Consider the following 12,221-nt stretch of genomic DNA (forward strand, 5'->3'; position numbering starts at 1 on the left):
AATTTACGCTGTAACAGGATTTTTTTAAATAGATGATACTGTTGTGTGTTCTTTAGTAAATGCAATTTTCTCCTTTATTGTCCGTCTTTCTTCTTTAGATTTGATTGTGTATTCTTGTTTACTTAAGCACTTTGGAAAATATGGTAAGAATTTTGAAACTCACACTTTTTTATTTAACAATCTTCCTGGGGTTTGTGGTGATTCTAATAAGTTTGCTTACACTGCTGCATGATCTTTCCTATTGGTATTCCAAAGTCATAGATTTTCCCCGTTTACAGTATCTTATTGTCGCTTTGTTCTGTCTTGCTGGTTTTCTTTTGTTAAACAAAAAATGGAAAGTTCCTGCGTTTCTTCTTGTTGCAGGTCTTTTTACTGCAATTACAATACAATCCCTGCGTATTTTTCCTTATTTCCTTGGGACGAAAACCGTTCCTGACGCTCCTGAAGTTGTTGATAAGGGTAATGTAGTGAAGGTCCTTATCGCGAATGTTTTTATTGAAAACAGGAAATCCGAAGAACTTCTTCAAATAATCAGAGACTCTAGCCCTGATATAATTCTTGCAATGGAAGTGAACCGGCACTGGATTAAAGAACTGGAAGTACTGGAAGAAAATTATCCGCATACTATAACCTATCCAACCGAAAATGCGTACGGAATGGCATTATATTCGAAGCTTCCTTTTGAGGATCAAGAAATAGAATTTTTCAAACATGATAGTGTGCCTTCATTCCACATGAAGGTGAACCTGCCATCCGGAAAGAGCTTTAAATTCCATGCAGTTCATCCTGTACCTCCTGTCCCGAGTGAAAAATACCCTGACAATGTAGGGGAACAAGAAGTGGCTTTATTAAAAACAGCAGATAAGGTAGCGAAAGATACACTTCCTTCTCTCGTGGCCGGAGACTTTAATGATGTTTCCTGGTCGTATACTTCCCGCCTTTTTGAGGATACCGGAAATCTCAAGAATGTTCGAATAGGAAGAGGGCTTTATAATTCTTTTGACGCACAGTCTGTTATTATGAGATGGCCTTTGGATCATTTTTTTGTGACTGAAGGTTTTTCTGTGCTACGGCTCGAAAAATTACCTGAATTCGGTTCAGATCATTTCCCAATGCTCGCCGAACTTGTGGTCAATTGATTCCGTGAATCATGGAGGCAAAGAATATCAGTTTCTAAGAATAAATTTTTTTACTTTTCATGCGCTTTATAAATCGTTCAAGATAAAAAGCTTCTTCTTTATTCTTTAAATGTTTTATCAGTTTGCCTTCCCAGTCCTGGACGCTCTTTGTTAATGCTCCTTTGTCTTGGCGCATATTGTGCTTCTGGATCCTTCCCTCTATTTAAAAAAAATTATAACAAAAAAACCCCTTTTGCGAACAAAAGGGGTTTCGGGCTTTGTGGTGGTGCTTCCAGCCCCGAAGCCTCGGGGGAACCAGGGCAACTTCTTATTTCTTTTTGAGTATATCTTCCAATGTTTCAGGATTGTCTATCATCTTTTGAATAAATTTTTTGCTTTTCATGCGCTTTATAAATTGTTCAAGATAAAAAGCTTCTTCTTTATTCTTTAAATGTTTTATCAGTTTGACTTCCCAATCCTGAGCGCTCTTTGTAAATGCTCCTTGTAATGGTGCATTTTGTGCTTCCGGATTCTTCCCTCTATTTCATGGGTTTCGCCAACGTAGAATTGATCTAAAGTTTTACTGTAGATAATATAGAGAGAATGCATTCTTATAGCTAAAAAAAAATTATAACAAAAAAACCCCTTTTGCGAACAAAAGGGGTTTCGGGCTTTGTGGTGGTGCCTCCAGGAATCGAACCAGGGACACAAGGATTTTCAGTCCTTTGCTCTACCAACTGAGCTAAGGCACCAGTGCTTAAAGCAAGCTTACCTTGTTGTGGTAAGCGGGTGCAAATATAAATTCATTTTTATTANGGGACACAAGGATTTTCAGTCCTTTGCTCTACCAACTGAGCTAAGGCACCAGTGCTTAAAGCAAGCTTACCTTGTTGTGGTAAGCGGGTGCAAATATAAATTCATTTTTATTAACCCACAAAACATTTTTTGAAAAAATGCTTTTGTAATTTAGCTTTCTGAAAGAAAAAGATATGAATCTCGTTATAGATGTTGGCAATTCTTTTATGAAACTTGCTGTTTTTCAGGGTAGTGAACTCCTGGAGAAAAAAGTTGTCTCAAAAGAGAATTTTGAAGAAGAAATTCAAAAAATTTTTCAGCAGCACCCAAAAATTGACCGTAAGATCCTTTCAAGCGTTTCAGGAAGCAAATTTCTAACTCCTGATTTTCTTCAGAAGGATGAGAAGTTCATTGAATTGAATCTTGAAACTCCGCTGCCTTTTCTGAATAAATACGCTACACCAAAGAGTTTGGGCAACGATAGAAAAGCTCTTGTGGCAGCAGCAGCGAAATATTTTAAAAATTCAAACGTTTTGGTAATTGATGCAGGTACCTGCATCACATATGATTTTAAAAATGACAAAAATGAATACCTGGGGGGTGCCATTTCACCTGGTTTGAATATGAGATTTAAAGCGCTTCACACTTTTACTGCTAACTTACCCGAATTAATTCCAACGAATGAAGTTGAGTTAATCGGTCAAAGTACCGCCGGCTCTATAAATAGTGGAGTGGTGCATGGGCTGTGCTGTGAAATTGAAGGTTCTATTTTAAATTATTCTGAACGTTTCAAAAATCTCGAAATTATTTTTACAGGTGGAGACGCCCAATTTTTGTCTAAAAGATTAAAAAATGGCATATTTGCCAACTCCAATTTTCTGTTGGAGGGACTTAATTATATTCTTGAATTTAATAACACTCAATGACAAAACGATTAATTATAATCGTAACCATTTTATTTACAGTGATTACGACTGCTCAGGAAGGAACTTCCTCGCCTTATTCTTTCTACGGAATTGGGTTGAACACTTTTAAAGGTACCGTAGAAAACCAGTCTATGGGTGGTCTTAGCATATACTCAGACAGTATTCACGTCAATCTTCGTAATCCTGCAGCTTATAGTAAATTAAGATTGACAACATACACGGTTGCAGGAAGTCATTCTTTAATGAAATTACAAAGTAATGGACTGGAAGAAAGTTCTACCGTTACTACTTTAGATTATCTTGCTATTGGAATTCCTGCCGGAAAATTCGGATTCGGATTTGGGTTGATTCCTTATTCTTCTGTAGGTTATAACCTTATATCTATTAATGAAGACGAAGGAACTGCCGGCCGGTACTCTGGAAATGGCGGAGTTAACCGGGTTTTTCTTAGTGCCGGGTTTCAGGTGACAGATAATTTAAGCCTGGGGGCTAAGGCAGATTATAATTTTGGAACCCTTGAAAATAGAAATATCTTTGTTAGAGAAGGTTTGCAATACGGTTCAAGGGAATATAATAGTTCTCAGCTTAGTGGTCTTACCTTCAACCTGGGGCTTAATTATGAAAGAATGTTAAATGATCGTCTTGAATTAAAGACCTCTGCTTATTATACTCCCGAAAGAGAAATAGATTCTCGTAACAGTAGGGAATTTGCAACAATTACCTTTACGAGTGCGGGAGATGAAATTGTTACCGATGTTCTGAATGTGGAAATGGCTGATACTGATATTACGTTACCGTCAGAATATTCTGTGGGAGCAGGTATTGGGCAACCGAGAAAATGGTTCTTAGGGGCCGAGTATGTAAATAGGGGTGCAAGTGATTATAATAATAGGTCTTTTGCTACGGAAGGGGCGACTTATAGCAGTGCATCTACATATAGGCTTGGAGGGTTCTATATTCCGAATTATAATTCCCTTACCAGTTACTTTAGCCGAATTGTTTTTCGAGGAGGGGTGAGAATGGAGGAAACAGGTTTGAATCTTCAGGGAGAGTCTATTGATGAGTTTGGCATATCTTTTGGAGTAGGACTACCTGCAGGAAGGTTATTCTCTAATGCAAACCTGGGATTCGAGTATGGACAACGCGGTACCACGAATGCAGGCTTGATAAAAGAAGACTTCTTTAAAGTTATGATAAGCCTCTCTTTAAATGACAAATGGTTTATCCAACGAAAATTTGAATAACTATAACTAATTAGAACTAAAACTGAAACTATGAAAACTAAATTAATATTATTTCTTTCGGGGGTTTTATTCAGCTCAGGTTTTGTAAATGCGCAGGCCAATCAGGATTGTGCCAGGAACGCTTCGCTAGCTTATACAGATGCGAAGGCGAAGAATTATGAAGCGGCATTTCCCCGAATTCAACAATTAAGGGAAGAATGCCCTACTTATAGCGTTGTGACTTACCAATATGGGGAAAGAATTCTAAAGGATCGGTTAAATAATGCTGCGGAAGGTGAAAAGCAAGCAATAGCTCAGGATTTAATAAATCTATATAGAGAGCGTCTTGAACATTTTCCAGCCAAGACCGATGAAGCAGAAGTGAAAATAGACATTGCACAGGCAATGTACGATAATAAAATTGGAGGTAAACAAGAGCAATTTGAAGCTTTTGATGCAGCCTGGGAACAGGATAAAGAAAGCTTCACAAGTGCAAGGGCTTTATACACCTATTTCTCTTTGTTAGTAGATTTACAGGATGCAGGACAAAAAGATCTTCAGGATGTATTCAACTTATACGATGAGGTATCGGCTAAGATTGAAGAAGAAGAAAACAAAATGGCTCAGGGTCTTGCAAATCTTATTGAGAAGCAGGATGCGGGTGAAGATTTGACTTCTAAGGAAGAAAAACGAATCAGCGCTTATGAAACCAACCTGAATGCTTATAATCAGGTAAAAGGTAGTGTGAATGCGAAGCTTGGTCAACGTGCAGATTGTGAGAATTTAATTCCGTTGTACAGCAAAGACTTCGAACAAAATAAAAGTGATGTAGATTGGTTAAGAAGAGCTGCAGGAAGACTTTCAGGTAAGGATTGTACAGATGATCCATTGTTCTTCCAGTTGGTTGAGGCTTTGCATGAGCAGGAGCCATCTGCTAAATCTGCCCTTTATCTTGGGCAATTGGCTGAAGCCGATGGAAATGCTTCAAAAGCTCTGGATTATTATCAACAATCTGCTGAGTTGGAAACCAATGCTTCAGATAAGGCAAGGGTTTACATGAAGATAGCGAATAATTACAAGGATAAAGGGCAATTTTCTCAGGCTAGATCTTTTTACAATCAGGCACTTCAGGCAAGACCGTCAATGGGGCGTGCTTACTTACAGATAGCTAACATGTATGCTCAAAGTGCTAATAATTGTGGAAGCAATCCTTTTGAGAAAAGAGCAGTGTACTGGTTGGCTGCAGATTATGCTGCCAGAGCAGGGCGTGTGGATCCTTCCATTAGTAGTAATGCAAACCAAACTGCTGCTGCTTATAGAGGTAGGGCGCCACAGAGAGCAGATATATTCCAGCAGGATATGCAGGGAAAAACCATAAGCATTGGATGTTGGATAGGGGAAAGCATTCGAGTACCTAACTTGTAAGATGAAGATTACATACGGGAATATATTTTCAAAAAGCATTGTCACAGCAGTAGTTGTGGCAATGCTTTTTTCATGTGATGGCAATTTGCAGGGCGTACGGGATATGGAGGTGCCCGAAGATGCTCCTCAGGCAGTGGGCAGGGGTATTAATTTAAAGTATACAGATTCCGGAAAAGTAGTGGCCACCTTAAAAAGTGAAAAGCTCAGGGATTTTACTAATAAAGAATTTCCTTATCAGGAGTTTCCGGATGGCCTGGAGGTGGTTTTTTATGATGAAAATGAGGAAAAAAATACTATAACTGCAGATTTCGGAGTGATCTACGAAGATACGGGCTTGATCGATTTGCAGGGAAATGTGGTGATAGTCACCAGTGACAGCACTGTTTTGACAGCTCAGCAGTTGTATTGGGATCAGAATCTAAATTGGGTGTTTACAGATCTACCCAATACCATAAAATTCAACAACGGGGCCTTAAATGAAGGTATGGGCTTTGATAGCAATCAGGAATTCAGTAATTTTCGTTCCCGCTCTAATGTGGGGGTTCAGATAGTTAAAGAAGAAAAGGAATGATGAAATTCTCTAAATTTTTTGAAATCGCATACCTCGCTGTTGCGGTATTTTTTCTTTATGAAACAGTGAGAATATGGGATTCGGAGCGTAGCAGAGCTTATGTTTTTATCTTCCTAAGTGTAATAGCTATCTTCATGTTTCTCTTTCGGAGGCATTTCAGGAAGAAATACAATAACCGCAATAAATAGCTGGGATGACTTATGAGATAATTATAATCATTTGCTCCCTTATTCTTTCTGCTTTTTTCTCGGGGATGGAAATTGCATACGTTTCTTCCAACAAAATTCATATTGAAATTGAGAAAAAGCAGAATGATCTTCTTGCAAAGGTTCTTACTCGTCTAACCAAAAAACCCTCAAAGTTTATTGCCACTATGCTGGTAGGTAATAACATTGCACTGGTGGTATATGGTTTTTTTATGGGGGATTTACTCATGACCTGGTTAAGTTCCATGGAGTTGAATAGTGAATTCTGGAGGTACATTGTAATAGAATTCAGCCTTCTTACCCAAACCATTATTTCCACACTTATTATTCTGTTTACTGCGGAATTTCTACCCAAAGTCTTCTTTCAGATCTATGCCAATTCACTTTTAAGATTTTTTGCTGTACCCGCGTATCTCTTCTATGTGCTTTTCGGACTCATTTCTTCTTTTGTAATTTGGATATCAGATCTGGTTTTGAAAAGCTTTTTTAAAACCCAGGGGGACGAAGTTCAGCTGGCATTTTCTAAAGTAGAGCTTGGGAACTACATTAGCGAACAAATGGAGCGAATGGAGGAAGATCAGGAAATAGATTCGGAGATCCAGATTTTTCAAAATGCACTGGAGTTTTCAGAAGTTAAATCACGCGAAGTAATGATCCCTCGTACCGAGATCGTTGCTGTAGATATCACCCAGGAGCCAAAGGACCTGGTGAAAACTTTCACTGAAACCGGCCTGTCAAAAATTTTGATTTACAAGGAAACCATAGATGACATCATTGGTTATATTCACTCTTTTGAACTTTTTAAAAAACCTGTTACGATTAAATCCATCCTGCTTCCAGTTGTTTTCGTACCTGAAACAATGCTGGTAAAGGATGTTTTAAATATCCTCATCAAAAAAAGAAAAAGCATTGCTGTGGTGATCGATGAATACGGTGGTACGAGCGGGATGATGACTGTAGAGGACATAGTGGAAGAGCTTTTTGGGGAGATCGAGGATGAACATGATCCCGTGGTTTTGATTGAGGAAAAGCTGGAAGACGATCGTTTTCTTTTTTCGGCAAGACTTGAGGTTGATTATCTAAATGAAACCTATAAGCTGGATCTTCCTGTGGGAGAGAACTACGAAACCCTGGGAGGCTATATCGTCAATCATACCGAAGAAATCCCCCAACAGGATGGGGTCGTTGAAATAGATAACTTTACTTTTCTAATTAAAGAAGTTTCAAACACCAAAATTGAGCTGGTGGAGATGAAAATAAGACCGCAGGATTAAAATTTAGATTTTGCTAACATTTGCGGATTTTAAATTTTTTAATATGCGTAAAAACATTATTTTCGCCCCCTATATTCTAGAAATAATACATTAAAAAATGGCAGTATTAAATAAAATAAGGCAGCGTTCGGTTTTCCTTATCATTATTATTGCATTGGCACTCTTCTCTTTTGTTTTGGCCGATGTAATACGAAACGGAGGAATGGTTTCCCAGAAGTCGCAAAATACCATTGCTACTATCAACGGTGAAGATATTGAGCGAGAACAATTTGCGCGCCAGGTAGAGGCATATCAACGTAATCTTGGTCCAAATGCTTCGAGTATGCAGGCGGTAAACATGGTTTGGGATTTGAATGTGCGCCAGGCAGTATTGGAAGAGCAGTTTGAAGAACTTGGAATTCGAATTGAGGAAGCTCAATTAAAAAGAATGATGCGCCAGGAACTTGCAACAAATCCAAATTTTACCAATGAAGCCGGGATGTTTGATGAGAACAGGCTAAGAGAGTATGTGGCGACATTAAAAGCTACTTCCCCTGCAGCATATCAGCAATGGCTTGATTTCGAAAATTCTGTTGGAAAAGCTGCCCGTGAAGATATTTATTTCAACATGGTGAGAGCTGGCCTTTCGGCTACTTTGACCGAAGGAGAGCAGGTGTACAGAAGAAGCAACGACAATGTAGATTTAAGTTTTGTTCAAATTCCATATTCCAGCGTCCCAGATGCTGAGGTAGAAGTATCCAAGAGCGAAATTAAAGCTTATATGGAAGCCCATCCACAACGTTTTCAGTCTGAAGCTTCAAGAAACATTCGATACGTATATTTTGCGGAGTCGGCTTCTGTGGAAGATGATGCCGAAGTGAAGGAAGAAATCGCAGCTTTGCTTGAAGATAATGAGCAATACAATCCTGCAACAGAAACTACTGAAACAGTTCCCGGATTTGGAAATGTTGAAGATGTGGAAGCTTTTGTAAATCAAAATTCAGATATAAATTATATTGGAAGATACCTTTTTCGAGATCAGCTTTCATCTGAACATGCAGAGGAATTGTTTAACCTTGAAGAAGGAGAAACATTCGGGCCGTATAAAGAAAACAATACCTGGAAAGTTTCAAGGATGATGGAACGCGTACAAATTCCCGATTCTGCCAAAGCAAAGCATATTTTAGTCGCATACCAGGGATCACCTGTAGGCCAGGGGATAGCAAGAACTAAAAGTGAAGCTGAAGCGCTTGCAGACAGCATCGCTTCTGTGGTAAGAGGAAATCAGGAGCAATTTGCTGAACTTGCAGCGCAGTATTCTGCAGATACTTCTAATAAAGAGGAGGCTGGAGATCTTGGTTGGTTTACACCAAATACTATGGTTCCTGCTTTTAATGATTTCGTTTTTCAAAATAATGCTGGTGAAATTGGAGTGGTGGAAACCCAGTTTGGTTACCACGTGATCCATATCGAAGAGCAAACCAATGAGCAGCCTGCAGTAAAACTTGCTACTATTAGTCGTGCGGTTGAACCATCCGAAAAATCTTTAAATGATCTTTTTGCTGAAGTTACCAAATTTGAAATAGCAGCCGGGGAAGGTGATTTTGAGGAGATTGCCAAGGAGAATGATAAAAACGTACGTCCTGTCCAGGAAATAGGTGCTCTTGATGAAAATATTCCGGGAGTTGGACAGCAAAGAAGAATTGTACAATGGGCTTTTGAAGAGGATGCGGAAGTAGGAGATATTAGAAGATTTGATGTGAGCGGTGGTTATGTAGTAGCTCAGCTTACAGCTAAGAACAAAAAAGGACTTAAAAGCGTAGAAAGTGCTTCTGCTACTGTTCTTCCAATCCTGCAAAAGGAAAAGAAAGCTGAAATCATTAAAGAAAGAATAAGCGGGGAATCCTTAAGCGCTATTGCTCAAAGCCAGGGAGTAGAAGTGAACACTGCAAATTCTGTAAATCTTGAAAACCCAACCTTACCAGGGGCAGGAAACGAACCAAAAATAGTTGGTGCTGCTTTTGGACTTGAGGAAGGGCAAACCAGTCAGCCGCTGGCAGGAAACCGCGGAGTATATGTAATTGAAGTTCTTCGGAAGAATTTAGCTGCACCAATGGATTCTTACAGGTCTTTTGCTGTACGTGAAACTACTGAAAGAAGAGCTAACGTTACTCAGGAAGTACTGGATGCTCTTAAGGAAACTGCAGAGATTGAAGATAACAGGTCAAAATTCTTTTAATAGAAAATAGCCTAGCCTTAAAATATAAAGTCCGTTCTCATCAGAACGGACTTTTTTATGCTTTCTTCGGATTCCCGGGTTTCAAAAATGGTGTTTCCAGCTAACTTCTAAATGTGCTTATAAAACCATTTCCCGGTAGTCTAAAATGGTGTTGTAGCCCTTGTTTCTGAAATAGTCCTTTTCTTTTTCCTTGCCGGTGGCGAGAATAAAATCGCCTCCCCAGCCGCCAAGGCTTTTAATGGTGCGCGGGTAATCCCGGAATAGCTGAGTTTTTATTTTTGGCGTATCTATCACCTGTGAGATCACCGTTTCATGGATTTCAAGCAGAAGTTCGTATTCCGTGATCGTTTCCGCGGAAATCAACTGGTGCGTGAGGCCGGAGATCTTATCAACCGCTTCCTTCAATTTCCCTTTTGACTGATTTTTGTAGTGTCGAATAGATTCACGACTGTTCTGTTTACGGTTTAGGTGCACAAAGAACAATTCATCTGCAAAAGCGGGATCAAAATCTGCCGTGAAAATCGTTCTTCCATTAGGGGTGAGAGAATAAGTCACAGGAGTGTCATTTTGAGCGCTGGCGATGTCATAGCCACTTCCGCCAAATGTTTTTGAAAGTAATTCAAAAGCATCAATTTCAAACCAGTTGGCAATATTATTTACAAGTGTAGAAGACGATCCAAGTCCCCATTCCTGCGGAAAATCCAGTTTTGCAGTAACTTTAAATCCGGAGCCTGAAAGTACATCTGGATTCAGCTGAGCCGCTTGTGTCAAAATGTTGAGAAGTCTTTTTTGAACCTCTTTGATCTCATTTTCAGAAGTTGTTTCTAAAATACCGTTTTTGAGGCTGTAGCTCGCTTTAAACCATGTTTGACCCTCGTGGTTTATGCTTTTCCAGTGGAGTAAAGGCTCTTTTAACTTTTCTACCTGTAGCGATTGGCCGAATTTTGTAGGAACCGCGAGTGCCGTCGCTCCGTCAAGCACTACAAATTCCCCGGAAAGTAATAATTTGCCGTTGCTGTAAAATTCTTTCATGAATTCCTTAGGTTTTGCAGCGCTTCTTCCACAGCCCGATGGGTCACTGTATTGGTTTTAAAATGAGCTGCCAAAGCAGCTTTTTCCTCTCCGCTAGCATTCATTTGATTCAGGATGTTCATAAGGTGCATCTTCATGTGCCCCTGCTGAATTCCTGTGGTGATTAAAGATTTAACCGCAGCATAATTCTGAGCAAGGCCTGCGACTGCCACAATCTTCATAAGATCCTGTGCCGATGGTTTCTGAAGAATTTCCAGTGCAACTTTGGAAAGCGGATGCAAACTTGTAAGTCCGCCCACCGTTCCCAGCGCCAGCGGAATTTCCATCCAGAACCTGAAAATGCCATTTTCAACACTTGCATGTGTAAGGCTGGTGTAATTTCCGTCTTTGGAAGCGTAGGCGTGAATGCCGGCTTCAATGGCTCTAAAATCGTTACCAGTGGCCAAAACAACGGCATCAATACCATTCATAATCCCCTTGTTGTGAGTTACCGCACGATATTTTTCGATTTCGGCGATCTTTACAGCCTGCACAAATTTTTCAGCAAAAGCGATTCCGCTCATTTCGGGGCTGTCCAGGTTCTCTACAGGACACGAAACTTCAGCCCTTACAATACATTCAGGAACATAATTAGAGAGAATGCTCATCACGATTTCCAGGTCCTTTTCTTCAGGAGTGAATTCGGTGTATTTTTCGGCTTCACTTTTCAGGGTTTCTGCAAATTTTTCAAGGCAGGTGTTAATGAAATTCGCGCCCATTGAATCTTTGGTCTCAAAGGTGCAATGAAGCTGAAAATAGTTTTCCAGTGCCGCCGATTTGTCTTTTAATTCTATGTCCAGAACTCCGCCGCCACGTTTTTCCATGTTTTTGGTGAGATGGGAAACCGATGATAAAAGTGTACTTTTCACCTGGTCGAAGAAGCGCTGAAGTTTTTCAGGATTGCCTTCAAACATGAAATGCACCTGACCAATTTTTTGGGTATTGATCACCTTCGCCTGGAATCCGCCGTTTTCACCCCAAAATTTTGCGGCTTTACTGGCCGCCGCGATCACAGAACTTTCTTCTATGGCCATGGGAATGGCATATCGCTTTTCATTAATAAGAAAATTTGGGGCGATCCCAAAGGGTAGATAATAGTTGGAAATGGTGTTTTCGGTGAATTCTTCGTGGAGCTGCTGTAGCTCCTTCTTCGGGTTCCAGTATTGTTCAAGAATGTTTGAAGCTTCCGGGGAATCCTTCAGGTAAGTTTGGGCCAGCCAGGATATTTTTTCTTGCTTCTGAAGTTTTGAAAATCCTGAAATAGGTTCGATCATGCTAGTAAGTTTGGAGCTGCAAAGATACAATTACTCATTTTACTGGCGAAAATTTGAGAAATTTCGAAATCCTGCAGAAGAATAGGGTTCCTGCAGTAAATAAGCGTCTTGAAAAGGGAG

10 protein-coding genes and 1 tRNA gene are annotated in these 12,221 nt (G+C 39.8%); 7 read left to right on the forward strand and 4 right to left on the reverse strand.

What is annotated here, in order from left to right; genetic code table 11:
* Positions 1-140: 140 nt before the first annotated feature.
* Positions 141-1,139, forward strand: a complete 999-nt coding sequence (locus ACOV1Q_RS15010) for an endonuclease/exonuclease/phosphatase family protein (RefSeq protein ID WP_424495212.1) — start codon at positions 141-143, stop codon at positions 1,137-1,139.
* 438 nt (positions 1,140-1,577) lie between these two features.
* Here ACOV1Q_RS15010 and ACOV1Q_RS15015 read toward each other — a convergent pair whose 3' ends face one another.
* Both ACOV1Q_RS15015 and ACOV1Q_RS15020 read right to left on the reverse strand, forming a co-directional pair.
* On the reverse strand, positions 1,578-1,727 hold the full coding sequence (locus ACOV1Q_RS15015; RefSeq protein WP_424495213.1) for a GIY-YIG nuclease family protein: 150 nt from the start codon (positions 1,725-1,727) through the stop codon (positions 1,578-1,580).
* 67 nt (positions 1,728-1,794) lie between these two features.
* Positions 1,795-1,870, reverse strand: a tRNA-Phe gene (locus ACOV1Q_RS15020).
* Positions 1,871-2,107: 237 nt separating this feature from the next.
* Here ACOV1Q_RS15020 and ACOV1Q_RS15025 point away from each other — a divergent pair.
* The 6 genes from ACOV1Q_RS15025 (at position 2,108) to ACOV1Q_RS15050 (ending at position 9,756) form a co-directional block, all read left to right on the forward strand.
* Positions 2,108-2,839 carry a type III pantothenate kinase gene (locus tag ACOV1Q_RS15025; protein WP_424495214.1) on the forward strand — a complete coding sequence of 244 codons (732 nt, stop codon included), beginning with the start codon at positions 2,108-2,110 and terminating at the stop codon, positions 2,837-2,839.
* On the forward strand, positions 2,836-4,083 hold the full coding sequence (gene bamG, locus ACOV1Q_RS15030) for a BamG family beta-barrel-assembly machinery protein (RefSeq protein ID WP_424495215.1): 1,248 nt from the start codon (positions 2,836-2,838) through the stop codon (positions 4,081-4,083). The genes ACOV1Q_RS15025 and bamG overlap by 4 nt, the downstream gene beginning before the upstream one ends.
* A 30-nt stretch (positions 4,084-4,113) precedes the next feature.
* Positions 4,114-5,487, forward strand: coding sequence for a tetratricopeptide repeat protein (locus tag ACOV1Q_RS15035; protein WP_424495216.1), 1,374 nt, complete (start codon positions 4,114-4,116; stop codon positions 5,485-5,487).
* Position 5,488: 1 nt separating this feature from the next.
* Positions 5,489-6,058 (forward strand): LPS export ABC transporter periplasmic protein LptC, encoded by a 570-nt coding sequence (gene lptC / locus ACOV1Q_RS15040; protein ID WP_424495217.1) that lies wholly within the window; start codon positions 5,489-5,491, stop codon positions 6,056-6,058.
* A gap of 193 nt (positions 6,059-6,251) precedes the next feature.
* Complete coding sequence (locus ACOV1Q_RS15045) at positions 6,252-7,538, forward strand: hemolysin family protein (RefSeq protein WP_424495218.1); 1,287 nt, start codon at positions 6,252-6,254, stop codon at positions 7,536-7,538.
* Between the two features lie 97 nt (positions 7,539-7,635).
* Positions 7,636-9,756 (forward strand): peptidylprolyl isomerase, encoded by a 2,121-nt coding sequence (locus ACOV1Q_RS15050; RefSeq protein ID WP_424495219.1) that lies wholly within the window; start codon positions 7,636-7,638, stop codon positions 9,754-9,756.
* A gap of 117 nt (positions 9,757-9,873) precedes the next feature.
* Here the strand turns inward: ACOV1Q_RS15050 and ACOV1Q_RS15055 are convergent, their stop codons facing one another.
* Entirely contained in the window at positions 9,874-10,788 is a 915-nt protein-coding gene (locus ACOV1Q_RS15055; RefSeq protein ID WP_424495220.1) for a GYDIA family GHMP kinase, read from the reverse strand.
* Positions 10,785-12,101: a hydroxymethylglutaryl-CoA reductase, degradative gene (locus ACOV1Q_RS15060; protein WP_424495221.1), complete on the reverse strand. Its 1,317-nt coding sequence runs from the start codon at positions 12,099-12,101 to the stop codon at positions 10,785-10,787. Before ACOV1Q_RS15060 ends, ACOV1Q_RS15055 begins: the two co-directional genes overlap by 4 nt.
* Between the last annotated feature and the right edge of the window lie 120 nt (positions 12,102-12,221).

The organism is Salinimicrobium maris, from assembly GCF_049680855.1.
GTDB lineage: Bacteria > Bacteroidota > Bacteroidia > Flavobacteriales > Flavobacteriaceae > Salinimicrobium.